The sequence below is a fragment of the Brevundimonas sp. genome (assembly GCF_035626535.1).
Lineage (GTDB): Bacteria > Pseudomonadota > Alphaproteobacteria > Caulobacterales > Caulobacteraceae > Brevundimonas.
Window position 1 is genome coordinate 17815 of sequence record NZ_DASPNO010000024.1, and the last position, 25784, is coordinate 43598.

Sequence of the window (25784 nt, forward strand, 5' to 3'; positions counted from 1 at the left end):
CTTCTCCCTCCCCTTGGGGAGGGTCGTCGCACAGTCACGGGGTTGGGGCGGCTCGAAAGAGCCGCCCTTTCCTTTTGAGGTCGTCCCGACCCGACTTCGCTGCGCTCAGCCACCCTCCCCGAACGGGAGGGAGAACGCCCTATTCGACGGTCGAACCGCGCGTCTCGCCCACCCGGGCGGCCAGCGCCGCGCCCATGAACTGGTCGAGGTCGCCGTCGAGGACGCCCTGGGTGTCCGAGGTTTCGACGTTTGTCCGCAGATCCTTGACCATCTGGTACGGCTGCAGAACGTAGGACCGGATCTGGTGCCCCCAGCCGATGTCGGTCTTGGCGTCGGCCAGCGCCTGCGCCGCCGCCTCGCGCTTCTGCAGCTCCAGCTCGTAGAGCCGCGCGCGCAGCATCTTCCACGCCTGTTCGCGGTTCTGATGCTGCGAGCGCCCGGCCTGGCACGCCACGACCGTATTGGTCGGGATGTGCGTCAGCCGCACCGCCGAGTCGGTCTTGTTGATGTGCTGGCCGCCGGCCCCCGAGGCCCGGTAGGTGTCCGTGCGCACGTCGGCGGGGTTGATATCGATCTCGATGGCGTCGTCGACCACCGGCGAGACCCCGATCGAGGCGAACGATGTGTGCCGCTTGGCCGCCGCGTCGTACGGGCTGATGCGCACCAGCCGGTGCACGCCCGATTCCGACTTCAGCCAGCCGTAGGCGTTCGGGCCCTTGATCAGGATGGTGGCCGACTTGATTCCGGCCTGTTCGCCGCCCTCCTCCGCCTCGACCTCGACCTCGTAGCCGTGGGCTCGGGCCCAGCGGCTGTACATGCGCAGCAGCATGCCGGCCCAGTCGTTCGACTCCGTGCCGCCGGCCCCGGAGTTGACCTCCAGATAGGCATCGTTGGCGTCGGCCTCGCCGGAAAGCAGGGCCTCCAGCTCGGCGCGGGCGGCGCGTTCCTTGATAGCCTTCAGCTGGGCGCGGGCCTCCTCGAGGGTGGCCTCGTCGCCCTCCTCGTCGGCCATGTCGGCGAGCATGACGCCCTCCTCAAGACCGGTCTCCATGTCGCGGACGGCGTTGATCTGCGTCTCGAGCCGCGAGCGGTCGCGCGACACGGCCTGGGCGGCCTCGGGATTGTCCCACAGGGTCGGGTCCTCGACCCGGGCGTTCAGCTCATCGAGCTTTCGGACGGCGACATCCCAGTCAAAGACGCCTCCTGAGCAGAGCGATGCTCTGCTCGATGTCGGCCTTCATGGCCTCGACATCCGGTCTCATCGCGAACTCCTGCGATACAAAGGGAGGCGCGACATAGGCCGCGCCGGGGGAAAGGGAAAGGGGCTAGGGACCAGACTCTGATGCCGGGGACGGGCGCGGCTTTCCCCTAGCCCCTGGACCCAGGACCCCAGCCGCTAGTAGAGCCCGCTCAAGTCCTCGGCCGGCTCCTTCTTGGGCGGCGGAGGCGTCGTCGGGGGCGGCGCCGGGGTCGGCGTCGTCGGCGGCAGGCCGGCGGCCTCCTCGCGCTCGCGGCGCAGCACGTCGTTGTAGTTTTGCGGCCCGGTCGGAACCTCCGGCCGCGGCGTCTCCTCCTCGCGGCGGCGCTCGGTGCCGGGGCGGAAGGCCTCCTCGATCCCGTTGACGGTGCGGAACACCGCGTTGCGAGGCCGCACGAACGGCCGCGCCGGCCGCTTCTTCAGCGCCACCTGCATGAAGTCGTTGAACACCGGCACCGGCCCGGTCGCGCCTGTCTCGCCGGAGCCCAGCGGGCGGTTGTCGTCGAAGCCGATGAACACCCCGACCACGATGTCCGACGAGAAGCCGACGAACCAGGCCGAGCGGTATTCGTTGGTCGTGCCGGTCTTGCCCCCGACCCACCGGCCGAGGCCGCGGGCGCTCGCCGCCGTGCCCCGCTGGACCACGCCCTCCAGCATCGAACTTATCTGATAGGCGGTGATCGGGTCGATGACCTGTTCGCCGCGCGGTTCCAGCCGGGGCGACTCCTGGCCGCTGAACGGCCGGCTGCACTCGCGGCAGCGGCGGTCGTCGGCCCGGAAGATGGTCTCGCCATTCCGATCCTGCACCACCTCGATCAGATAGGGGTCGACCCGGCGCCCGCCGTTGACGAAGGCGGCATAGGCGGCGGTCAGCCGGTAGGGCGTCGTCTCCCCCGCCCCCAGAGACACCGAAAGATTCGGCTGCAGCGTGTCCGAGACGCCCATCTTCTTCGCCAGATCGACGACGTTGCGCATCCCGACCGCCTGGGCCAGCCGCACCGTCATGACGTTGCGCGACAGCTCCAGCCCGCGCCGCAGACTCTGCGGCCCGTAGTACTGCCGGCTGTAGTTCTCCGGGCTCCAGCGCGTGCCGTTCGGCCCGCCGGCGAAGCTGATCGGCGCGTCCAGCACGATCGAGGCCGGGGTGTAGTCGCCCTCCAGCGCCGCGGCATAGACAATCGGCTTGAAGGCCGAGCCCGGCTGCCGCTCCGCCTGGGTCGCCCGGTTGAAGCTCGACAGGGCGTAGGAATAGCCGCCGACCATCGCCAGCACCCGCCCGGAGTGCGGCTCGATCGCCACCAGCGCCCCGTTCACCGCCGGCACCTGCTTCAGGGCGAACTGCCCGCCCCTCGGCTCGACGAAGATCAGGTCGCCACGCTTCAGCGGCCGGTTGGCGTTGGCCCAGGCCGCGTCCTCGGCCAACAGGCTCCCCGAGCCGCCGTTGTCGGCCCGGCGCACCCGCACATTGTTGCCCGAGACGCTCTCCACCGCCGCCGCGCGCCACGCCCGGCGCTCCGGCGGCCGGGTCTGCGCCAGCGCCTTCTCCTGCCAGCCCTCGGCGAAGTCCGTCGTGCCCCACGCCCCGCGCCAGCCGTGCCGGCGATCATAGTTCTCCAGCCCCTTCATCAGGGCGTCCCGCGCCGCCGACTGCAGCTCCGGATCCAGCGTCGTGCGCATATAGTAGCCGCCGCGGTTGATCTCCTCGCGGCCGAACTGGCGGATGGCCCGCCGGCGCGCCTCCTCGACGAAGAAGTCGGCGTCGGCGTACTGGGCCCGGCGCGGCGCGTCCTGGGTCACCAGCGGCCGGGCCAGCGCCACGGCCAGCTGCTCCTCGGTGATGAAACCGCTCTCGCGCATCTCGCCCAGCACCCAGTCGCGGCGGTTCCTGGCCGCCTCGGGGTAGCGCTTCGGATGGTAGTTGTTCGGCCCCTTCGGCAGGGCCGCCAGGAAGGCCGCCTCGTCCGGCGTCAGCTGGTCCAGCGACTTGCCGAAATAGTTGTAGGCCGCCGCCGCCACGCCGAACGACCGGTAGCCGAGGTAGATCTCGTTCAGATACAGCTCGAGGATCTGCGGCTTGGTCAGGGTCGCTTCCAGCCGGTTCGCGAGAATGGCTTCCTTGACCTTGCGGTTGATGCTCGATTCCGGCGTCAGCAGCACGTTCTTGGCGACCTGCTGGGTGATGGTCGAGCCGCCCTCCAGCCGCCGCCCCGTTGCGGCGTTGAAGATGTTCTTGAACATGGCCCGGCCCAGGCCCGAGACGTCGACCCCGCCGTGGCTGAAGAAGTTGCGGTCCTCGGCGGCGAGGAAGGCCTGCACCACCGGCTCGGGAATCTGCTCGTACGACACATAGATGCGCCGCTCGTCCGAGAATTCGCCGATCAGCGTCCCGTCGCCGGCGTAGACGCGCGTCGCCGTCGCCGGCCGGTAGTCGGCCAGCTCCGAGGCGTCGGGCAGGGCGTGGAACAGCCAGGCGGCGTAGATCGCCACGATCATCCCCACCAGCGCGATCCCGGCCAGCAGGGCGACGCCCGCCATCACGAACCAGCGTTCGGCAATCTTCACCTGTTACTCCGAATGACGCGCCCGGCCGGCAGGTTTAGCCCGCGTCGGCGCCCGCCGCCAGTGTCCCTGTCGCTCCGCCGGCGCGACGGTCCAGTTCCTGTCGCGCCGCGGCCACGACATCGGCGTCCATGTCGCCCTGCCCCGTCATCCAGCGCAGATAGTCGTCCGGCGCCTCGGCCCACGCCCGCCCACGATGCTTACCGAACGGAATCCGCTCCAGCCGCCGCGGCTCGCGCGTCCACTCCAGCATCTGCTCGACCGTCGCCTCCTTCAGCAGGTCGATCAGGATATGCGCCGTCACCCAGGCGTCCGGCCCCGCCCGGTGCGGCGGATTCGCCAGCGCCGGGTCCAGCCTCAGCCCGCGCCAGTAGCGCAGCACCTGGTTCGAATGCCCCGGCGCCTGCGGCCACACCTGCTTGGCCGACCGCACCGTGCAGATCCACGGCAGCCCGCCCGTCGCCGTATCGGCGATGAACCCGCGCTCAAACCGCGCCGAATGCGCCACCATCACCTCCGCCGGCTCCGCCATCAGCATTTCGCGCAGCCGGTATTCGTCGCAGTGCGGATCGTCCTCGCAGAAGTCGCCCGGCGTCAGGTGATGCACCGCCATGGCGTGGAACGAGATCGGCCCGCGCGGCCGGAACAGCCTCGAAACCGGCGGCAAGGCCCGCCACCCGCCGGCGCCGTCCCCCACCACATCCACCACCCCGACCTCGATGATCTCCGAGGCCCGATCCCCGCCGGTGGTTTCCAGATCGACAACACGCAGGCGCATGGGCAAGAGATAGAGGCCGGCGGGCGGAAGTGCGAGACGCGGGCCATGCTCCCCGAGCCCGCGTCAGAAAACGCGCACTTCGGACACCATGGCGGCGTGCCGTTCGGAACTCCTGGTCGGCTCAGATGTTGGAGTGTTGGGGCCGCATTGTGCGCGCCTGTCTTGAGCGTTGACGGCAGGCGTTTTGCAGTGCGTCCGGGCGATAGGGGGGCATAGTTCCACGATGGTTCAGCCTTTGATTGTGACGCGACCGGTCTCCGTGCCAAGGGACACGGCCGGAGTTCGCCCCGGAAACCGGTCATGACCCAAGCCGAAGTCCAGTATTCGCAAGCTTCGCGCCTCACCGAGTTCGAGGCGCTCGTCGCGGCGGCGCCCAGCGCCATCGAAGCCATTCCGGGGGCGGTCTATCTCTGCGACGCCGACGGGTGGCTGGTCCGGTACAATCGCGAAGCCGTGGCGATGTGGGGACGGGATCCGGCACAGCATGGGCCGCAACGGTTCTGCGGCTCGCACCGGTTGTTTCTGCTCGACGGGACCTTCCTGCCCCACGAGGACTGCCCGATGGCCGAGGCCGTCGTGTCGGGAACCGAAACGCGCAATGTGGAAGTCGTCGTCGAGCGTCCGGATGGTTCGCGTCTCACGGCGCTGGTGAACATAAGGGCGCTCCGCGATCACAACGGGAAAATCCAGGGCGCCATCAATTGCTTCCAGGACATCAGCGCCCACAAGGAACTCGAGAAGGCGATGACCCGGTCGAACCGGGATCTCGAGGATTTCTTCGAGAACAGCGCCGTCGGCCTTCACATCGTCAGCGGGGACGGGATTATTCTCCGGGCGAACAAGGCGGAACTCGCCCTGCTCGGCTATACGGCGGACGAGTACGTCGGCCGCCACATTGCGGAGTTTCACGCCGACGAGCAGACCATCGGCGAAATTCTGACGTGCCTGTCCCATGGCGGCACGCTGGACCGCCATCCCGCGCGGCTGCGGGCGAAGGACGGCTCGCTCCGCCACGTCCTGATCACCTCGAACAGCCGCTTCGAGGACGGCAAATTCCTGAGTACTCGCTGCTTCACCGTCGACGTCACCGAGTTGCAGCAGTCTGAAAGGGCTCTACGGGAGAGCGACGAGCGGCTCGCCGCAACCTACGAGGCCGCCACCGTCGGGATCGCTGAAGTCGACGAGTCCGGCCGCTATATCAGGGTGAATGACGCCCTCTGCGGCATTCTGGGCCGCTCCCGCGAACAGCTCCTCGCCACCACCCTGCTGGACATCACCCATCCGGACGATCGCGAGCTGGAACGCGAGCAGTATCAGCGTCAGGTGCGAGGGGAGCAGCCAAGCTACACCACCGCGAAACGGGTCGTCCGACCTGACGGCGAGATCGCCCACGTGGAGGTGTCCAGCTCATCCGTAAGGGACGACGAAGGCCGGTTCAGATATGGGGTTCGCGTCCTGCAGGATGTGACCGAGCGGTTGCGCATGCAGCGCCGGATCGAGGACGACGAACGACGGCTCCGGGAGTTGCTGGAGTTCCTCCCGGCCGCGATCTACACCACCGACGCTGACGGCCGGATAACCTTCTACAATGAGGCCGCGGTTCAGCTCGCCGGACGCGAACCGGTCCTGGGCAGCGACACCTGGTGCGTGACCTGGAAGCTCTACTGGCCGGACGGCACGCCGATGCCGCACGACCAGTGTCCCATGGCGGTCGCCCTTCGCGAGAACCGGCCCGTTCGCGATGGAGAGGCGGTGGCCGAACGGCCGGATGGAACCCGGGTCCCCTTCATCCCCTATCCGACCCCGCTGCGCGACGGCGACGGCCGACTGGTGGGTGCGATAAACATGCTGGTCGACATCAGTGACCGGAAGGAGGCCGAAGCTCGCCAGAAGGTGTTGATCGACGAACTGAACCATCGGGTGAAGAACACTCTCGCGACGGTCCAGTCGCTGGCGCTCCAGACGCTGAAACATTCAGACGACCTGCCGGATTTCGCCAACAACTTCGAGTCGCGCCTGATCGCGCTGGCGAGGGCCCATGACCTGCTGACCGAGCGGAACTGGATGAGCGCTCCGCTCTACGCCCTGGTGCGCGACATCGTCGCCCCCTATAGCGCCGGCACGGACAGGCTGCGCATCGGCGGGCCGACCATAGCCCTCAATCCACGCGCTGCGCTCGCCCTGACGATGGTGTTCAGCGAACTGGCCACGAACGCGGCCAAATTCGGCTCGCTCAGCGAACCCGACGGCGCCCTCACGGTAAGGTGGGAAATATCTCCGTCACCAGAGAGTGCTGTCACCCTTGAGTGGCTGGAGGCCGCCGGACCCGAGGTTTCCCTGCCCACCCGCCAGGGGTTCGGCACCCGACTGATCCGGAGGTGTATCGAGCGGGACCTGGACGGCGAGATAAATCTCCATTTCGACCCGGCGGGTTTCCGCGCCGACATCCGCATTCCCCTGGGAGTCGTCGGCGCCGATGGCTGAGTTCCCGGGCGTTCGGGTTCTGCTCGTGGAGGACGAGGGGGGCGTCGCGCTTCTGCTCGAGAGCCTGCTCGAAGACCTCGGGTGCGAGGTGACCGCTTCGGTCGCCCGCCTGTCCCGCGCTTTCGACGCCCTGGAGTCCCAAGACTTCGACCTGGCCGTTCTCGACGTCAATCTCGGAGGTGAAACGTCCTTCGATCTCGCGCGCGTGCTGCGACACCGGGGCATCCCCCTTGTCTTCAGCACGGGCTACGGCACGTCCGGCCTGCCGGACGATCTCAGGGCCTGCGCGGTTCTGTCCAAGCCTTTCACCCTCACGAGTCTTCAGCAGGCCATCGCCGGGTCCATGCTCCGGCGTGAGGTCTGACGTCGCCGCCGATGCGGCGCCCTCGAGTCGCGGGGCCCGCTGCTGCACCCCGGATGCGCCGCCGCGAAGAGGCCTGGCGGCTCATCCATGCCGACGGCAGCCGTGTCTGAAGAAGTCGGAGTGGTGATCCGGGCGCACCGACATCCCCGGAGCGGACCCCGGGGACGACGGCTGACGCGCTGTGCCGGCGGCGAGCCTCCGGCTACTGCGCCGGGCGGACCTCCACCGGCAGGCCCAGGCTCTCCAGCTGCGGGCGGACCACCGAGGCGTCGCCGACGACCACCCAGACGAACTGGTCCGGCTTGATGACCTGACGCGCGGCCTCGTCCAGCTGGGCGGCCGTGAGGGCGCGGGTCCGGCTGGCGATGGTCTCCTGATAGTCGTCGGGCCGGTCGTAGAGATCGTTGGACCGCAGCGCCGCGAGGATCTGGGCCGAGGTCTCGAAACCGCCGGCCAGCGAACGGGTGTTGCCGTTGACGGTCCGCTCCAGCTCCTGGGCGGTGACCCCGTCGGTCTCCAGGAAACGTTCGTACTGGGCGATCAGGGCGGCGACCGATTCCCCGGTCCGGTTGGCCTGCACCGGCGCGTTGACGATGTAGGGCACACGGTGCTCCAGCGCGTTCACATTGCCCCGCACCCCGTAGGACCAGCCCTTGGTCTCGCGCAGGTCCGCGTTGATCCGCGACAGGAAGTCCGAACCCAGGGTGACGTTGGCGGCGTTCAGCGTCAGCAGGTCGTCGGTCCCCGACACCGGCAGGACGGCGCCGCCATAGATCAGGGACTGCGGCGACTGCGGACGGTCGATCAGGACGATTCGGCTGCTCGGAGCCGGGATCGTGTCGCTGAACGCCTTGACCCCCTTGGGCGTGGACGGCACGCGCCAGTCGCCGAAGGCGGCTTCCAGCTGTTGCGTGATCTCGCCCAGCGGCTCGTCGGAGACGATGAAGATGGTCGCATTGTCCGGCCGCACCCAGGCCGCGTGCTCGGCGGCCAGGTCGGCGCGCGTCAGGGCGCCGACGATGCCCGGGTCGCCCGTGCCGGTGAAGGAGCGGCCATAGGGGCTGTCGGGGCCGTACAGCAGCGGCGGCAGGGCGCGGGCGGCGATGGCGCCCGGCTGCGTCGCCTCGCTGGCCAGCGACGCCAGCCGCTGGGCTCGCAGCCGCTCGACCTCCGACGGGGCGAAGGCGGGGTTGCGCACCACATCCGACAGCAGGGTCAGCGACGGCTCCAGATTGGCGGAAACCACCGACAGGCTGGCCGCGCTGCGGTCCATCGAGGCGCCGACGTTGATCGAGGCGCCCAGCCGCTCCTGCTCCTCGGCCAGCTGATTGGCGTCGCGCATCGTCGTGCCCTCGTCCATCAGGTCCAGCATCAGGCTGTGCGCGCCCAGGCGGTCGGCCCGGTCGGCGGCGTAGCCGGCGTCGAACTCCACCGCCACACGGGTCACCGGCACGGTGTCGACGTGGGCGTAGATCACCTTCACGCCGTTCGACAGGGTGGCGCGCTCGACCGCGGGGAAGTCCAGGTCGGACACCGCGCCGATCTCCGGCATCGGCGGACGGGCGACGCGCTGGATCTCGGCGGCGGGGACCGGCGTCGCACCCGACGGGGCGGCGGCGGCCTCGACATAGGCTTCGCGCTCCCCGGGAGCGATGGTCAGGTCGAACACGGGACGCGTCAGCCAGCGCTGCATGGCGGCCGTGACCTCGGCAGGAGTCACCGAGGCGTACTCGGCCAGCTCTTTCTTGTAGTGGTCGGGATCGCCGGCATACAGCTGGCCCTCGGCCAGCACATTGGCCTTGCCGTTGACCTGTTCCAGGCTCTGGATGCGGCCGGAGACATAGCGGGTGGCGACGCGGGCGACCTCTTCCTCGGTCGGGCCGTTGGCGATGAAATCGGCCACGATGGCGTCGAGGCGGCGGCCTACCTCGGCGGCGTCCTGGCCGGGCTTCACGTTCACCGAGATGTCGAAGATGCCGACGCGGTGGAAGTCGGAGAGCGACGACGACACGGAGACGGCGCTCTGCTCGCCGCGCACCAGCTGGTTGTCGAGACGCGAGGAGGCCAGGCCGCCCAGCACCTGGGCGGCGACGGACAGCGGCACCGCGTTGTCGCTCAGCAGGCCGGGCACGGCCCAGCTGCGTGTCAGACGGGTGGTGGCTACGCGGTCATGCATCGTGTCGATGATCGACGCGGCCAGCGTCGGCACGTCGGCCTCGGCCGGGGTGTTCACCGGGCCGCGCGGAATGGCGCCGAAATAGCGCTCCATCAGCGGGCGCGCGGTCGCCTCGTCAATGTCGCCCGACAGGACCACGACGGCGTTGTTGGGTCCATAGTTGTCGCGGAACCAGTTTCGCACCGTCTCGAGGCTGGCGGCGTCCAGGTCGGCCATCGAGCCGATGGTCGAGTGACGATATGGATGACCCTCGGGGAAGAGGGCTTCCAGCTGGGCGTAATCGAACAGGCCGTAGGGCTCGTTGTCGCCCTGGCGCTTCTCGTTCTGGACAACGCCGCGCTGCAGATCGAGCACCTCCTGGCCGACCGCGCCCAGCAGATAGCCCATCCGGTCGCTTTCCAGATACAGCGCCTGTTCCAGCGCCGGCGTCGGCACTGTCTGGAAATAGTTGGTGCGGTCGAACCAGGTCGTGCCGTTCAGATTGCTCGGCCCGAGGTTGCGCATCCGGCCCAGATAGCTTCCCGGGGCGTTCTCCGAGCCGCCGAACATCAGGTGTTCGAACAGGTGGGCGAATCCGGTCGACCCGGCGGGCTCGTCCTTGGAGCCGACGTTGTACCAGACCGACAGCGCCACGACCGGCGCCTTGCGATCCTCGTGCACGATCACCGTCAGACCGTTGTCGAGCGTGAAGCGCTCCCACGGGATGCTGACCTCCGAAACCAGCTCGGCGACGGGCGCGGCGCGCAGTTCGGGAGCCTGCGGCGACGTCACGGCCGCCGGCGCGGCCGAGGTCTGCGCCAAAACGGGCGCGGCAGGAGCAAGCGCGGCCAGAATGGCGGCGAGCGAGACGGAGCGAAGACGCATTGGGAACCGGGTCCTATTTCTTGGGCGGAGGGACCTTACCCGACAGCCGCACTCGCGCAATCGCCCGATTGTGGAAGGACGACAGGCGCCCGGCACTGGCAGGAGTTCAGTTCGCGCCCGCCGCCCCGGTCCCGGCCATCTGCAGATCGCCCGACGGTTCGCGGAAATAGCGGTCGATGCCCTCGGCCACGGCGCGCATCATCCGCCGCCGGGCGCGGGCGTCGTTGAGCAGGCGCTCGTCCTCGGGGTTGGTGATGAAGCCCATCTCCAGCAGCACCGCCGGTACGTCGGGGGCCAGCAGCACGGCCAGACCCGCATCGCGGTGGCTGCGGCGCAGCAGCGGGTGGTCGGCGCTTTCCAGCTCGCCCAGCAGCGTCCGGGCCAGCTGAGCGGAGCGGTTCTGGGTGGCGCGCTGCGTCATGTCGAGCAGGATGCGGTCGACCGAGGCGTCGCGCCCCGGCAGATTGAGGCTGCGCTGCCAGTTCTCGCCCCGGGTGAATTCGCGCACAGCCCGGCCGGCGCCCTGTTCCGACAGGGTGTAGACGCTGGCCCCGCGCGTCGCCGGGTCGGCCCCGGCGTCGGCGTGCAGGGAAATGAACAGGTCGGCCCCCGCCTGCCGGGCGATGGCCACGCGGCGGTAGAGGTCGACATAGGCGTCGCTGTCGCGGGTCAGGCGCACCCGGTAGCGGCCGCCGCGCTCGAGCTCCTGTTTCAGGGCCTGGGCGGCGGCGAGGGTGACGGCGCTCTCGCGGGAACTGGCACCCATGGCTCCCGGATCGCGCCCGCCGTGACCGGCGTCGATAAAGATCAGCGGCCGTTCCGCCGGCCGCGCCGGGGCGGCCCGCTCGGTGCCGGGGGCGCTGCGCGTCGGGGCCCGGCCGGTGGCCTTCAGGTCGATGACGTAGCGGTAGTGGGCCACCCCGTCGCCGGGCGGCAGCAGGAAGCGGCGCTCGATCTCGGCGCTGGTCGCCAGGTCCAGTTCGATGCGCGAGGCGGCCCCGGCGCCGGCGACGCGGAAGTCGCGCACCAGCCCCTGCCCCGTCCCGCTGCGGCGCTCTGGCGGCGACACGTGCGCCAGGCTCAGCACCACCCGGCCGTCGTCGCCGGCCTGGATGACCAGGCCGCGGGAGGTGCGATCGAGGTCGATGACCACCCGGGTGCGCTCGGCGTCGCCGCCGAACCGGACCCGCAGGATCTCGCCCATGGCTCCGGACGCCAGCCCTCGCCCCGCCGCCAGAAGCGCGACGGCGAACACCAGCAGGCCCACGGCGGCGATGACCCGCTCGCGGACGCTCCAATCGGACAGCTTGATACGCGACAGCCCGTGCATTCGACGGAGACCCACCTTCCTGGTTGGCCGGATCATGCCGCAACGTAGTGGCCAACGGGTTAAAGCCGGCGTGGCTTTTCATTCGCCTCCGGCATCCCTATGCTTGGTCCGCTCGCGAACGATCGCGTCCCCTGCTCCGCCAGGCCGGACGCGCCCTCCTCGCGGCATGACTTTCACTGATCCGAGAGCCGGCCGGGCCCGTCCCGCCGATTCGACGACCGGGTCCGGGACGCCCCTGTCAACGGCGCGTCCGGTCCCAGGACCGTACTGAACCCTCATGGGCCAACCCGCCTGCGCTCCCTTCCGGTCTGATCTGACCGACCTCGCCACCGGCCTTCGCCGCGGCGACGGGATCGCGCTCGCGCCTGCCCGCAATCCCATTCGGCGAGCCGCCTGCCTCCTTCGCGGGGATGGCCGAGCGCGCCAGAAAGAAACACTCCATGTCAAAGACCATGTTGATCGACGCCGCCCACGCGGAGGAGACCCGCGTCGCGATCGTCGAGGGCCGTCAGATCGAGGAATTCGACTTTGAATCCCGCTCGAAGCGCCAGCTTCGGGGCAACATCTATCTCGCCAAGGTCACCCGCGTAGAGCCGAGCCTGCAGGCCGCCTTCGTCGAATACGGCGGCAACCGCCACGGCTTCCTGGCCTTCAACGAGATCCACCCGGACTATTATCAGATCCCGGTCGCCGACCGCGAAGCCATCATGGCCGAAGCGCCGTCGGAAGAGGACGAGCACGACGATCTCGGCCGCGAGAGCGACGAGGGCGAGCACGAGGGCGGCCTCGCCGAGGAGGAGCGCCTCAAGCGCCGCCTGATGCGCCGCTACAAGATCCAGGACGTCATCAAGCGCCGCCAGGTCATGCTGGTGCAGGTCGTCAAGGACGAGCGCGGCGGCAAGGGCGCGGCCCTAACCACCTGGCTGTCGCTGGCCGGCCGCTACTGCGTTCTGATGCCCAACACCGGCAAGGGCGGCGGCATCTCGCGCAAGATCACCCAGGCCACCGACCGCAAACGCCTCAAGGCCGCGGCCGCCTCGCTGGACGTGCCGCACGGCATGGGCCTGATCATCCGCACCGCCGGCGCGAAGCGCACCAAGGCGGAGATCAAGCGGGACTACGAATACTTGCTCCGCCTGTGGGAGACGATCCGCGAGACGACGCTGCGCTCCAACGCCCCCTCGCTGATCTACGAGGAGGAGAACCTCGTCCGCCGCGCCGTGCGCGACATGTTCGACAAGGATTTCGACGGCATCCAGGTTGAGGGCGTCGAGGGCTTCAAGGAAGCGCGCGACTTCATGCGGGTGCTGATGCCCTCGCAGTCGAAGAAGGTGCACCTGTACCAAGGCGCGCGCCCGCTGTTCGCCTCCAACGGCATCGAGGAGATGCTGACCCAGATTCACCAGCCGACGGTGCCGCTGAAGTCCGGCGGCTATCTGGTGATCAACCAGACCGAGGCCCTGGTCGCCATCGACGTCAACTCCGGCCGCGCCACCAAGGAGCGCAACGTCGAGGCCACCGCCTTCAAGACCAATATGGAAGCGGCCGTCGAGGCCGCTCGCCAGCTGCGCCTGCGCGACCTCGCCGGCCTGATCGTCATCGACTTCATCGACATGGACGAGTCGAAGAACAACCGGGCGGTCGAGAAGGCGCTGAAGGATGCGCTGGCCAAGGACCGGGCCCGCATCCAGATGGGCCGCATCTCCGGCTTCGGCCTGATGGAAATCAGCCGTCAGCGCCGCCGTCTCGGCGTCATCGAGGGCGCCACCGAGGTCTGTCCGCACTGCCAGGGCGCCGGCCGCATTCGTTCGGCCGAGAGCGCCGCCCTGATGACCCTGCGCGGCGTCGACATCGAGGCCGGCCGGAACGGCGCCGGCACGGTCAACCTGCGCGTCTGCACGGCGGTGGCCCTCTACATCCTGAACCACAAGCGCGACTATCTGCAGCGCCTGCTGACCCAGCGCGGCCTCAACGTCATCATCCAGATCGACGACAGCCTGTCCCAGGGCGAGCACGCCATCGAGCGCACCGAAACCAACGAGGACTTCACCCCGCCGGAAGGCGTCGAGGCCTTCATCGACCTCGACGACGACTTCGACGACAGCGCCTTCGCCGATGAGGAAGAGGACGAGGACGAATTCGTCGACGATGTCGTCGAGGACGACGAGGACGCCCTCGGCGACGAAGACGCCGACGGCGAGCCCCGCGAACGAGCCGAGCGCGCCGAAGGCGAGCGCGGTCGCGGTCGCGGCCGTCGCCGGCGCGGCGGACGTCGCGAGGACGGCGAGGCTCCGGCTGGCGAAGCCGCCGCCCCGGCCGCCGAGGACGACGATGACAGCGAAGCCGGCCGCCGGCGCCGCCGGGGCCGCCGCGGCGGCCGCCGTGTGCGCGAGGAAGGCGGCGAGCGCGACGCCTTCTTCTGGGTCCGCGGCCGCACGCCGTCGCTCGAGGACCCCTACGTCTGGTTCGATCCCATCAACCCCGGCGCCGCGCCCCGACCGACGGCCGAGGCCGAGCCGGCGGAAGCGCGCCGCGACCGCGTCGAGGCCGAAGGCGCCGAAACCGGCGAACGGGCCGGCCGCTCGCGCCGCCGCCGCGGCCGGGGCCGGGGCCGCGACCGCGGCGACCGGGAGCTGACGCCCGAGTCCGCGGCCGCCGACGCCGTCGCAGGCGAAGCTCCGGCCCTCGAAACCGCCGACGAGGCGCCTGCCGCGCCTGCCCCGGCGGCCGTCGAGGAACCCAAGCGCCGCCGCGTGCGCCGCAAGGTCGCGGCGGAGTCCCCCGCCGACATCGCCGAAGCCGCGCCCCGGCTCGAGGCCCCGGAAGCCGAGGCGGTGGAAGCTGAATCGGTCGAGGCCGAAGCGCCGGAACCGGTCGTGGAGCCGGTCGCCGAGCCCGCCCCGGTCGTCGAGGCCGAAGCGCCCCCCGCGCCGGAGGTCGACCTCGCCGCCCTGGTCGCCGAGGATCCCGCCCAGATCGTCGCGCCGCCCGAGAAGCCGAAACGCGGATGGTGGCGCCGTTGAATGGCCGCGATTAGATAGTGAGGATCGGGGCGGGGGCGATCGACGGTACCGGGAGTACGCCATGAGCTGGCTGACCAGACACGCCGCCCGCCTCGTCGGGGCCGCCGTCGCCGCCGGCCTGGTGCTGTCCGCCGCCGCGCCCGCTTCGGCTCAGAGCCGGAGCGCCATCCGCGACACCGAGATCGAGACCATCATTCACGAATGGGCCGATCCGGTGTTCGCGGGCATGGGGCTGGAGCCGTCCGAGGTCGAGATTCTCCTGATCGCCGAGCAGGACCTGAACGCCTTCGCCACCCGCGGCCGGATCATGGGCCTGAACACCGGCCTGATCCTGCGCACCCGCAATCCGAACGAGCTGCTCGGCGTCATCGCCCACGAGGCCGGGCACATCCGCAACCGGCACACCCTGCGCGACGGCGCGCAGGACGCCGGCATGCAGCCGATGCTGATGACCATGGCCCTGGGCGCGCTGGCCATCGCCGCCGGCGCCCCCGACGCCGGCGCCGTGCTGCTCGGCAACAGCCAGTATTTCGGCACCCTCAGCGCCCTGCGCTATATGACCCACCAGGAAGGCGAGGCCGACAACACCGGGGCACGGGCGCTTGAGGCCGCCGGCGAGTCGGGCCGCGGCCTGCTCACCTTCTTCGAGAATTTCCGCTCCCAGGAGGTGTTCTCGGACGCCCGCCGCTATCCGTATTTCCGCAGCCACCCGCTGTCGTCGGACCGCATCGAGAACCTGCGTCGCTTCGTGGCGGAACAGTCGAACTACGGCCGCCGCGACAGCCCGGAGCGGATGGCCCAGCACGCCCTCATCCTGGCCAAGATCCACGCCTTCATGGACCATCCGCGCGACACCCTGCGCGACTATCCCGAGACGGATGCCGGCCTGCCCGCGCGCTACGCCCGCGCCATCGCCTGGTACCGCGACGGCCAGACGGACCGGGCGCTGTCCGCGGTCGACGCCCTGCTGGCCGAGCAGCCGGAGAATCCGTATTTCTGGGAGCTCAAGGGCCAGATCCTGTTCGAGGAAGGCCGGCCCGAAGAGGCGATCGGCGCTCACCAGCGTTCGGTCGACCTCCGGCCCGACGCGCCCCTGCTGCGGATCAACCTGGGCCACGCCCTGATCGAAACCCGCGACCCGGCCAGGCTCGACGCCGCCGTCGAACACCTCAAGCGCGCCACGGCGCTGGAGAAGGACAACAGCATGGCCTGGCGGCTGCTGGCCCAGGCCTATGACAGCCAGGGCAAGGAGGGCGAGGCTCGCCTGGCCTCGGCAGAGATGTATTTCGCCGCCGGCGCTGAACAGCAGGCCACCCAGTTCGCCCTTCGCGCCCGCGACATGCTCGAGCCGGGCACGGCCGAATGGACCCGGGCCATGGACATCGTCTTCGCCTCCGGCGCCACCCAGGAAGACGTGGACGACATGGACCGCCGCAACGAACGCCGACGTCCCGCCGTCATCCCGGCCGGCGGCTGACCTCCTTTCGAGAGCCTGAATGACCGAGACGCCCGAACCCCGGCCCACGCCGACCCTGTTCAACCGCCTGCTGGGTGAGGGCCGGGCCGGCGTGGCCGCGCTGGCGGTGTCGGTCGTGGCGCTAATCGTGGCGCTCTCCCCCTACGCCTCCGGGACCGACTTCGGCTCGCGGGTGAAGGCCTACCTGATCCAGAATCCCGAGGTGCTGCAGGAAGTGAGCGTCGCCCTCGACCAGAAGGCGCAGCAGCAGCAGATCGTCGACCAGCGCCAAAAGGCCGTCGAGATCACGGCGCGCGTCGCGGCCAATCCGGGCCTTCTCGCCATCGACGCCGGCGACCCCGCCTTCGGCCCCGCCGACGCGAGGGTGACGGTGATCGAATATTTCGACTTCCGCTGCCCCGGCTGCAAGGCGACCGCGCCGGACGTGCTGCGTATGATCCAGGCCCACCCGGACGTCCGCTTCGTGTTCAAGGACTGGCCAATCCTCGACGGCCCGACCAACGGCGTGTCCCACTACGCCGCCCGCGCCGCCCTCGCCGCGCACCAGCAGGGCAAATACCTTCCCGTCTTCCAGGCGTTGATGGCCGAACCGGCCCTGTCGGAGCCGGCGATCGACGCCATCCTCGAGGCCAACGGCGTGACCCTGCCGCAGGCCGAGGCGGCCATGGCCGGTCCGGCGATCGCGCGGCGCCTCGCTGACACCCAGACTTCGGCGACGGCGATGGGTCTGATCGGCACGCCGACCTTCTTCGTCAATGGCACGGCCATGGAGTCGATTCAGCCCGCCGCCCTCGACCGCGCGATCCGCGAGGCCAAGGCGCGCTGACGGTACCGGCCAATCAGGCCAGCTTCAGGCTCATCGCCCCGCCCACCCATTCGACCCGCGAGCGCCGCTCCGCCTCGGCCGCGGCGGCCGCGTTCCCGAGGGCGGCCTCGGCCTGCGCGAGCACGAAATAGCTGTAAGGATCGTTCGGCCAGTCTTCCAACAACTCCAGCACCTTGGCGCGCGCGCCTGCGGCGTCGCCTGAGCTCAGCATGGCCGCCGCGAGGCTGCGCCGCGTGGGGAACCAGATCACCGGCGGATCGCCCCCCTCGTCGTCCATCCCCTGCAGTTCCGCCGCCCGGCCGTAGGCCGCAATCGCCGCTGCGCTGTCGCCCTCGATCATCGCCGCCCGCCCCTCCAGCACCCGCTGGGACAGTTCTGTGAACGCCCGGCGGGCCTCCTGCATCGGCCCGGCGGCGAACGACGGGTCGCCGCGCAACTCCGCAATGGCGGCCGCCTCGGCGCGCACGGCGTCCGCGTCACCCGCCCTCGCTGCGGCCTCCCCCCGGGCGTAGCGCCAGCTGATGCGCAGCATCGGATGGCTGGCTGGCGGTTCCTTCAGCGCCGCCACCCGTTGCGGATCGGCGAACCGGCCGTAGACGGCGTAGGCGTTGTTGGCGACCATCTGGCGCCACAGGTTGTCGGCCGGAATGTCGGGATAGGTGGCCAGATACCAGTCCGCCAGCTTTAGCCCCTCGACGTCGCCGCCCGCCATCAGCGCTCCGCCCATGCCAAAATGGATGTTGTGCCCGTGCAGCGGCATGCCCGGCACCCCGCCCGGCGGTCTCGCCAGTTCGTCGTAGCGACGGTCCAGCGCCACCGCGGCGACATTGGACATCATCGCGTCCCTGTAGCGTCCGACGCGGTAGAAGGTGTGCGACGGCATATGCACCAGATGGCTCGCGCCCGGCGCCAAGGCCGCCAGCCGCTCGCCATACGGAATGGCCTTGTGCGGATCGTCCGACCATTCGGTCAGGTGGATGTAGAGGTGGATGGCGGCCGGATCATCGGGCGACCGCGCCAGCGTCTGTTCGAGGATTTCCATGGCCCGCACGATGCCCGGGTCGGCCGGCCTGCCCTCGTCGTCCCACCAGCGGTCGGCCTTCAGCATCCAGGCGTCGGCGGCGATGGCTGCGACGGCCACATCGCCCGGATTACGCCGGGCGATCCGGTCCATGCCTTCCGCGAACCGCCGCGCCCGCGAATCCTCGCGGCCCGAATAGCGCTGCACCAGCGCGTCGATCATCTGGCGCTGTACCGGCGCGGCGTCGCGCGCCAGCCGGCGGGCGTCGCGGGCGGCCTTCAGCGCGGCCAGCCGGGTCTCCTCCCCGCCGCCCCCGCCGTTAAGGTTCGGACCCATGGCCCACGCTTCGCCCCAGGCGCACATCCCGCAGGTCGGGTCGAGCATCCGCGCCTTGCGGAAGGCCCGCACCGACTCGCCATGCTCGAAGGCCCAGCGCAGCCGCACGCCGTGGTCGAACCAGGCCTGGGCCTCGGCATTGGCGGTGTCGACCCTGAAGCCGCCCGAGCCGAAGCCGTCGACCATGACCATCGCGGCCACCGGCGCGCCGTCCACGTCATCCGCCCCGCCCGGTCCGCAGATTCGCGGCCGCTCGATCAGATCCATGACAGCCCGGTCGGCCGTGGCGTCGGCCAGGGCGGATGGCCCGATCAGCACGGTGGCGGCGGCCGCGCCAAACATCAGAAGGCTGCGCATCGGCGAATTTCTCCCCTGTCCCCAGCCCATAGTGACCTAACCCCAGAGCGAGACCAAGCGGCGCTTCTCCCTCCCGGCGGATCAGCCCATAGTTCCGGGTCCATGCCCATCCGCCGACTCCCGCCCGAGACCGTCAACCGCATCGCCGCCGGCGAGGTGGTCGAGCGCCCGGCCAGCGCCATCAAGGAGCTGGTCGAGAACGCCCTCGACGCCGGCGCGACCCGGATCGAGATCCAGGCCGACGGCGGCGGCCTCAGCCGCATCCTGATCGCCGACGACGGGCATGGCATGGCCGCCGACCAGTTGGCGCTGGCCGTCGAACGCCACGCCACCTCCAAGCTGGAGCCCGACGACGCGGGCGACGTCGACCTGCTGCGCATCCACACCCTCGGCTTTCGCGGCGAGGCCCTGCCCTCGATCGGCTCGGTCGCCCGACTGACCATCACCAGCAGGCCTCGCGACGGCGGTGACGCCCACCAGATCACCGTCGAGGGCGGCGATCAGCGCCCTGTCGCTCCCGCCGGCTTCCCCGGCCCGCACGGCGCCCGCGTCGAGGTCCGGGACCTGTTCTACGCCACCCCGGCCCGGCTCAAATTCATGAAGTCCGAGCGCGCCGAGGCCATGGCCATCTCCGAGGAGATCAAGCGCCAGGCCATGGCCCACGAGGCCGTTGCCTTCACCCTCGATCTCGACGGCCGCACCACCCTGCGTCTGCCCGCGGAACACCCGGGCGACGGCGGACGGCTGAAGCGGCTCGCCGCCCTGCTCGGCCGCGACTTCGAGGCCAATGCCCTGTTGATCGACCAGGAGCGGGATGGGGTCCGCCTGACCGGCTACGCAGGGCTGCCGACCTACTCGAGAGGTAACGCCGGGCACCAGTATCTGTTCGTCAACGGTCGCCCGGTCCGCGACCGCCTGCTGCAGGGCGCGCTGCGCGGGGCCTATGCCGACTTCCTCGCCCGCGACCGCCATCCGGCGGCGGTGCTGTTCCTCGATGTCGATCCGCTCTACGTCGACGTCAACGTCCACCCCGCCAAGGCCGAGGTGCGCTTCCGCGATCCGCAGCTGGTGCGCGGCCTGATCGTCGGAGCCCTGCGCCACGCGCTCGCCGGCGCCGGCCACCGCGCCTCGACCACGGTCGCCGCCGACGCCCTCGCCGGCTTCCGCACGCATTCGGGTGTCGGCTCCGGCCCCGCCTTCAGCCCCTCCTCCCCTTCGGCGCAAGGCTGGAGCGGCTGGCAGGGCTGGGCCGGTTCGGCCGCGACCGCCGCCCAGGTGCTGCCGGGCCTCAACGAGCGCTCCGCCCGGGTCGAGGCGCCGGACCTCGCGACGCCTCATCCCGTTTCCGGCGGCGCGGAGGTCATCGACCCGCTCGATTACCCGCTCGGCGCCGCCCGGGCCCAGCTGCACGGGACCTACATCGTCGCCCAAACGCGCGACGGCCTCGTGGTCGTCGATCAGCACGCCGCCCACGAACGCCTCGTCTACGAGCGGATGAAGGCCCAGATGGCCGCCGGCTCGGTCACCCGTCAGGCCCTGCTGACGCCCGAGGTGGTCGAGCTTGATCCCGCCGAGGCCGAGCGCGTCTCGGCCCGCGCCGAAGACCTCGCCCAGCTCGGCCTCATCGTTGAGCCGTTCGGCGCCGGGGCGGTGCTGGTCCGCGAGACCCCCGCCCTGCTCGGCGACACCGACGTCCAGGGCCTGATCCGCGACATCGCCGACGATCTGGCCGAGCACGGCGCGGCCCTGGCCTTGTCCGAACGCCTCGGCGAGGTCTGCGGAACCATGGCCTGCCACGGCAGCGTCCGCGCCGGCCGCGTCCTCTCGGCCCCCGAAATGAACGCCCTGCTCCGCCAGATGGAGGCCACGCCCCACTCCGGCCAGTGCAACCACGGCCGCCCGACCTACGTCGAACTCAAGCTCGCCGACCTCGAGAAGCTGTTCGGGCGGCGATGATCCCGTCGGTCCTGTTCGTCTGCCTCGGCAACATCTGTCGCTCGCCGCTCGCGGAGGCGGCCCTGCGCGTCGAGGCCGAACGGAGCGGCCTCGATCTCATCGTCGACTCGGCCGGGACCGGAAACTGGCATGCGGGCGAGCCGCCGGACCGCCGCGCCATCGCCGTCGCCCGGCGCCACGGCGTCGACATCTCGGGCCTGCGCGCCCGGCAGGTGCGACCCGACGACTTCCGGCGCTTCACCCACATCGTGGCCCTGGATCACGACAATCTGTCCGACCTGCGTAAGCTCGCCCCCGCCGACGCCATGGCCGAACTCAGCCTGCTGCTCGATCATGTGGAGGGCCGCGCGGGTCAGGCCGTGGCCGATCCCTGGTTCGGCGACGAGGCCGCCTTCGATGTCACCTGGGCCGAGGTCACAGCGGCCGCAAAGGGGCTCGCCGCGCGGCTACGCGCCGGACGCTAGAGCCTGAACGCCTCGACCACGCTTCCGGCCCGTCCGCCGGAGACCACTTCGCCGCCGGCGATGGCGTAGACCACATCGCCCACCGCCGCCGCGGCCAGCCCGTGCCGCGGCGTGCGCATCGGCGGACCGGCGTCCCAGCGGTCCGCGGCCGGGTCGTAGATCCACGTCTCCGCGAACACGCCGCCGCCCCCGCCGCGCTGGAACCACTCGCCGCCGAACGCGACCAGCCTGCCTGCGGCCGCCGCCATGGCCAGCCCGCCGCCGACTTGCTGGCCCGTCGTCGGCGAGGGCGGGATCGGCGCCAGCGTGTCCCAACGATCTTCCGCCGGATCGTAGCGGTCCAGCCTTCCCGTGCCGCCGCCGCTGACCGTCCGCCCGCCCGCGACCCAGATGGCCCCGTCCAGCACCGCCGCCGCCGCGCTGTTGCGCGCCATCGGACAGGGTCGGGCAGTCTCCCAAACATCCGCGCCGGTGATATAGACCCGATGCGCATCGGTGTCGGCCTGATCGTTCCAGTTGCCGTTCGCCGCGCCCCCGGGCGTCCGGCCCGTGATCAGATGCAGCAGACCGTCAAGGGCCACCCCCACCGCCTCGCTCTGCGGCGCGTCGAGCGGAATGGTCGCGACCCATGCGCCCTCGTGCAGGACCCAGCAGTCCCGCATCGAGGTCCACTCTCCCGCCGAGCGCCCGTATCCGCCGAACACGAACAGTTCGCCGCCGCTGGCGAAGACCATCGGATGATGGCGCGGCGACGGAAGCCTCGGCAGTTCGCTCCAGCCATCCGTCGACGGGTCATAGAGTCCGACCCTGTCCTCGATATGCAGCGGCTCGCCTCGCCGCGAGACCAGCCCGCCGCCGGTGACGATCCTGCCGTCATGCACTGCGGCGTAGATCTCCTGCACCGGCCACGGCATCGCGGCGCGCGGCGTCCAGCCCTCCGCAGCTTCCTGCGCGCAGGCGGCGAACGGAACGGCCGCCGAGGCTCCGGCGGCGGCGAGGAAGGCGCGGCGGTCGAGGGTGCTCATGCCGCCAATCTGGCGCAGAACCGCCACCTGCGCTATACGCCCGCGCTCAACCCCCTTTCGGGAAGCCTATGTCCGAGATTGCCTGCAAGGCCTGAGGCCTCACGGCGACGCCTGTGAAGAGCCTCTGAACCCGCTGACGCCACCGGCGCCGGCGCACGCGTTCACGCCTTTCGGACATTCCACCCATGAACATCTCCCGTGCGGAGCAGCGCACGCTGCACGCCCTGGCGCAAGGCGGCGGCATCCTGCTGATCCGCGACGAAAACGGCGGCCTCGTGCGCGCCGACTGCTTCACCCGCGACGGCCTGCTGCTCACCGACTGCACCCTGTCGGTATGGCGCAAGCTGAAGAAGAAGGGGCTGATCGCCTCGGTCGGCGGCGGACCCTACCGGGTCAACCGCGACGGTCTGGCGCGCATGCGCAGCCAGCTCGACAACCGGGTCTCAGAGCGCCGCTGGTGACGCCCTGAGAAAGAGGACACGCGCGGCTCCGTAGTCGCGCGCGTCCAGCCGCTCGTAGCCGGCCGTGTCGATCTCCGGCTCGTCGGAGCCGCGCTCGAACACCACGATGGCTCCCGGTTTCAACCAGTTCCCCTCCAGCAACCGCTGGAGCGTCTGCTCGCCCAGTCCCTGGCGGTAGGGTGGATCGAGGAAGGCCAGATCGAAGGCCTCGCCATCGGAACCCGGCCGCACGCCCAGATCCGTGGCGCTGCGCCGGTGCACCCTGGTCCGACCCATGAGACCATAGGCGTCGGCGTTCTCCCGGATCGCGCCCCTGGCGTCCTCGTCGGTCTCGACGAACAGGCAGAAGGCCGCGCCCCGGCTGATCGCCTCGAAGCCCAAGGCGCCCGATCCGGCATAGACGTCCATCACCCGCGCGCCCTGCAGGCCGTCGGCCCACGCGGCGTGCTCCAGCACGTTGAACACCGCCTGCCGCGCCCGGTCCGACGTCGGGCGCGTGCCCTGGCCCTCCGGCGCGACGATGCTTCGCCCCTTCAGGCTGCCTGCGACGATCCGCATGACTCAGCCCTTGGAGCGGGGACCGCGCGGACTGCCGCGTCCGCCCGCGGGCCCTGCGCCGGGACGGGACGGACGCGAACCACCCGGCGGATTGCTCCGCGTCCCCCCGCCCCGCTTGAAGCCGCCGGACGGCCCTTCCCCACGCGGAGCCCCGCCCTCGCGCGGCGTGAACGGTCGCTTCGGACGGTCGCCGTCGGCGGCCGGCCTGGAGAACGACCGCTCGCCGCGCGGCTTGTCGATGAACTGGTCCTCGCGCGGCTTGAAGGCCCGCTTCGGCCGGTCGCCGGTCTCGCCTTCCGGCCGGGCCCGGGGCGTGAAATTCTTCTTCGGGTGCTCGAACCTGGGCTTGGCCTTCGCCCAGCCGGGCTTCTTCTGAACCCGTTCGGCGCCCTCCGCGGCGGCGGTTTCGGCGGCCCGCACGCGGCTCGGCTTGCGCGACGGATCGGAGATGGCCGAGCCCGAGACCCCCTTGACGATGGGCGTGGAGACGCGCCGTCCCGGGATCGGCGCCGGCGTGGCCACCGTATTGCCGGTCGGCAGGTTCTCGGGCCGGATATGCCCGGCCAGCAGCTCGCGGATCACCCTCGGCCCCACCTCCTCCACCGACCCGACCGGCAGCGTCCCCAGCTGGAACGGCCCGTAGGCCAGGCGGATCAGCCGGTTCACCGTCAGGCCCAGATGCTCCAGCACCTTGCGGACCTCGCGGTTCTTGCCCTCGGTGATCGAGACGCTGATCCACAGATTGGCCGACGACTTCTCGCCCTCGGCCTTGTCCTTGACCTTGTCCAGCGTCGCCTCGATCGGCCCGTAGCGGACGCCGTCGACCGTCACCCCGTCCTTCAGCGTATCCAGCTGCGCCTGCGTCACCCGACCGCGCGCCCGGGCCCGGTACTGGCGCACCAACTCGGTCTGCGGCAGCTCCAGCGCCCGGCTCAGCTCGCCGTCGTTGGTCAGCAGCAGCAGGCCCTCGGTGTTGAGGTCGAGTCGGCCGACCGAGATCACCCGGGGCAGGCCGCTGGGCAGGGCGTCGAACACCGTCGGCCGTCCGGCGGGGTCGGTATGCGAGGTCAGCAGGCCGGCGGGCTTGTGATAGCGCCATACCCGGGTTGCCTGGACCGAGCCGATCGGCTTGCCGTCGACGGTGATGACGTCGTCTCGGGTCACCAGCGTCGCCGGTGTGTCGAGAATCTTGCCGTTGACCGCCACCTTGCCCAGCCCGATCAGCCGCTCGACCTCGCGGCGGGAGGCGATGCCGGCCCGGGCCATGGCCTTGGCGATGCGCTCGCTGCGCTTCGGACCCTCGTCGGCCTTGGGCGCCGGCTTGCCGTCCTTACCGCCGGCCTTGCTGAACGGCTTCCCACCCCCCTTGGCGAAGGGTTTGCCGCCCTTCGGCGGGCCCCGGTCGTCAGCGCCCTCGGCGCGTTTGACATAGGGTTTGCGGGGGCCGTCGCGGTCGCCGTCTTGACGCGGGCGCGGCTTCTTGTCGTTGTCTCGGGGATGGAAGGCCATGATGAGCGGTTCATGCACATGGCCTTGGCCTGTGCGCAAGCGGCGGCGGACGCGGGCGAGACTCCCGTCGGCTGCGTCATCGTCGACGAAAGCACCGGCGAGGTTGTCGCCGAGGGCCGCAACGGGCCGATCGGCGCCCACGATCCGACCGCCCACGCCGAGATCGTGGCCCTGCGCGCGGCCGCCGCGAAGCTTGGCAACTACCGCCTCACCGGCCTGACCCTGTATGTGACGCTGGAGCCCTGCGCCATGTGCGCCGGGGCCATCAGCCACGCCCGCATCGGCCGCGTCGTCTGGGGCGCCGACGATCCCAAGGGCGGCGCCGTGGTCCACGGACCCCGTTTCTTCGACCAGCCGACCTGCCACTGGCGGCCGCAGACGACCGGCGGCGTGCTGGCGACCGAGGGCGCCGACCTGCTGCGCGCCTTCTTTCGGGCCCGGCGCAAAGGAACGGCCGCCTGAACGGCGCGTTCAACCGCCGATCCGTACCGCAAGGCTTGTCTGAATGCGTCTGACGCCCCTCGCCGCCGCGGCCGCCCACGTTCTGATGGCCCTCGCCCTGACCGCCTGCGGCCCGAATCCGTCCGAAGCGCCCGACGACGGAGACGCCGTCCGCGACCGCGCCGAAAAGGCCCAGACCGCGCGCCGCCGCACCGGGGCGGAAGTCCAGCAGCGGGCGCTGAATCGCGTTATCCGCACCACCTACCTGTGCAACAACGGCGAACGGCTGACGGTCGATTTCGACAATCCACGGGCCATGGCCACGGTGCGCAACTCGTCCGGCGAGGCGGTGGACCTGTTCCAGGAGCGGGCCGCGGACGGCCTCTGGTATCGCGCCTCGGGCTACGAGCTGCGCGGCGAGGGTGTCATGGCCACCTGGACCGGCGACGGCCGCGAGCCCACCGACTGCCGCGCCATCGACTAGAGCGAAATCGGTTGGGTTGGGCCCGTCCAACCG

The 25784-nt window shown here is 70.6% G+C and carries 19 protein-coding genes; 10 read left to right on the forward strand and 9 right to left on the reverse strand.

All coding sequences use genetic code 11. The features are described from left to right. Positions 1-139: 139 nt before the first annotated feature. The 3 genes from prfB to VEC04_RS03360 all read right to left on the reverse strand — a co-directional run bounded on the left by prfB (position 140) and on the right by VEC04_RS03360 (position 4595). Positions 140-1262, reverse strand: a protein-coding gene (prfB, locus tag VEC04_RS03350) for a peptide chain release factor 2 (RefSeq protein ID WP_324773821.1) whose coding sequence is annotated in 2 segments (ribosomal slippage) — positions 140-1192 and positions 1194-1262 — 1122 coding nt in all. Because the reading frame shifts where the segments join, the coding sequence is not laid out codon by codon here. Between the two features lie 134 nt (positions 1263-1396). After that, complete coding sequence (locus VEC04_RS03355; protein ID WP_324773916.1) at positions 1397-3793, reverse strand: penicillin-binding protein 1A; 2397 nt, start codon at positions 3791-3793, stop codon at positions 1397-1399. A 61-nt stretch (positions 3794-3854) separates the two neighbouring features. Then, complete coding sequence (locus VEC04_RS03360; protein WP_324773823.1) at positions 3855-4595, reverse strand: putative quorum-sensing-regulated virulence factor; 741 nt, start codon at positions 4593-4595, stop codon at positions 3855-3857. Positions 4596-4895: 300 nt separating this feature from the next. On the opposite strand from VEC04_RS03360, the gene VEC04_RS03365 reads away from it, so the two are divergent. Next, positions 4896-7079, forward strand: a complete 2184-nt coding sequence (locus VEC04_RS03365; RefSeq protein WP_324773825.1) for a PAS domain S-box protein — start codon at positions 4896-4898, stop codon at positions 7077-7079. Further along, positions 7072-7443, forward strand: a complete 372-nt coding sequence (locus tag VEC04_RS03370) for a response regulator (protein ID WP_324773827.1) — start codon at positions 7072-7074, stop codon at positions 7441-7443. Before VEC04_RS03365 ends, VEC04_RS03370 begins: the two co-directional genes overlap by 8 nt. Before the next feature lie 202 nt (positions 7444-7645). Here VEC04_RS03370 and VEC04_RS03375 read toward each other — a convergent pair whose 3' ends face one another. Next, positions 7646-10483, reverse strand: a complete 2838-nt coding sequence (locus tag VEC04_RS03375; RefSeq protein ID WP_324773829.1) for a pitrilysin family protein — start codon at positions 10481-10483, stop codon at positions 7646-7648. Between the two features lie 106 nt (positions 10484-10589). After that, positions 10590-11813, reverse strand: a complete 1224-nt coding sequence (locus VEC04_RS03380; RefSeq protein WP_414642641.1) for an N-acetylmuramoyl-L-alanine amidase family protein — start codon at positions 11811-11813, stop codon at positions 10590-10592. 440 nt (positions 11814-12253) lie between these two features. On the opposite strand from VEC04_RS03380, the gene VEC04_RS03385 reads away from it, so the two are divergent. The 3 genes from VEC04_RS03385 (at position 12254) to VEC04_RS03395 (ending at position 17139) form a co-directional block, all read left to right on the forward strand. Then, a complete protein-coding gene (locus VEC04_RS03385; protein ID WP_324773833.1) occupies positions 12254-14836 on the forward strand; it encodes a ribonuclease E/G in 2583 nt (860 codons plus the stop codon). Positions 14837-14897: 61 nt separating this feature from the next. Beyond that, positions 14898-16313, forward strand: coding sequence for a M48 family metalloprotease (locus tag VEC04_RS03390; RefSeq protein ID WP_324773835.1), 1416 nt, complete (start codon positions 14898-14900; stop codon positions 16311-16313). A 19-nt stretch (positions 16314-16332) separates the two neighbouring features. Further along, a complete protein-coding gene (locus VEC04_RS03395) occupies positions 16333-17139 on the forward strand; it encodes a DsbA family protein (protein ID WP_324773837.1) in 807 nt (268 codons plus the stop codon). A gap of 13 nt (positions 17140-17152) precedes the next feature. On the opposite strand, the gene VEC04_RS03400 is transcribed toward VEC04_RS03395, so the two are convergent. Beyond that, on the reverse strand, positions 17153-18853 hold the full coding sequence (locus VEC04_RS03400) for a hypothetical protein (RefSeq protein WP_324773839.1): 1701 nt from the start codon (positions 18851-18853) through the stop codon (positions 17153-17155). Between the two features lie 102 nt (positions 18854-18955). Between VEC04_RS03400 and mutL the strand changes: the two genes are divergently transcribed. Both mutL and VEC04_RS03410 read left to right on the forward strand, forming a co-directional pair. Continuing rightward, positions 18956-20809 (forward strand): DNA mismatch repair endonuclease MutL, encoded by a 1854-nt coding sequence (gene mutL, locus VEC04_RS03405; protein ID WP_324773841.1) that lies wholly within the window; start codon positions 18956-18958, stop codon positions 20807-20809. Next, positions 20806-21273, forward strand: coding sequence for a low molecular weight protein-tyrosine-phosphatase (locus tag VEC04_RS03410; protein WP_324773843.1), 468 nt, complete (start codon positions 20806-20808; stop codon positions 21271-21273). The genes mutL and VEC04_RS03410 overlap by 4 nt, the downstream gene beginning before the upstream one ends. Here VEC04_RS03410 and VEC04_RS03415 read toward each other — a convergent pair. Further along, complete coding sequence (locus VEC04_RS03415) at positions 21270-22298, reverse strand: Kelch repeat-containing protein (protein ID WP_324773845.1); 1029 nt, start codon at positions 22296-22298, stop codon at positions 21270-21272. The genes VEC04_RS03410 and VEC04_RS03415 overlap by 4 nt on opposite strands. 185 nt (positions 22299-22483) lie before the next feature. Between VEC04_RS03415 and VEC04_RS03420 the strand changes: the two genes are divergently transcribed. Next, on the forward strand, positions 22484-22759 hold the full coding sequence (locus VEC04_RS03420) for a YjhX family toxin (RefSeq protein ID WP_324773847.1): 276 nt from the start codon (positions 22484-22486) through the stop codon (positions 22757-22759). Here the strand turns inward: VEC04_RS03420 and rsmD are convergent. Both rsmD and VEC04_RS03430 read right to left on the reverse strand, forming a co-directional pair. Then, positions 22742-23317 carry a 16S rRNA (guanine(966)-N(2))-methyltransferase RsmD gene (gene rsmD / locus VEC04_RS03425; RefSeq protein ID WP_324773849.1) on the reverse strand — a complete coding sequence of 192 codons (576 nt, stop codon included), beginning with the start codon at positions 23315-23317 and terminating at the stop codon, positions 22742-22744. The genes VEC04_RS03420 and rsmD overlap by 18 nt on opposite strands. Positions 23318-23320: 3 nt before the next feature. Continuing rightward, positions 23321-24826, reverse strand: a complete 1506-nt coding sequence (locus VEC04_RS03430; protein ID WP_324773851.1) for a pseudouridine synthase — start codon at positions 24824-24826, stop codon at positions 23321-23323. On the opposite strand from VEC04_RS03430, the gene tadA reads away from it, so the two are divergent. Together tadA and VEC04_RS03440 are read left to right on the forward strand one after the other, a co-directional pair. After that, positions 24815-25288, forward strand: a complete 474-nt coding sequence (gene tadA / locus VEC04_RS03435; protein WP_324773853.1) for a tRNA adenosine(34) deaminase TadA — start codon at positions 24815-24817, stop codon at positions 25286-25288. The two genes, VEC04_RS03430 and tadA, sit on opposite strands and share 12 nt — an antisense overlap. A 43-nt stretch (positions 25289-25331) precedes the next feature. Beyond that, positions 25332-25751 (forward strand): MliC family protein, encoded by a 420-nt coding sequence (locus VEC04_RS03440; protein ID WP_324773855.1) that lies wholly within the window; start codon positions 25332-25334, stop codon positions 25749-25751. The last annotated feature ends 33 nt before the right edge of the window (positions 25752-25784 follow it).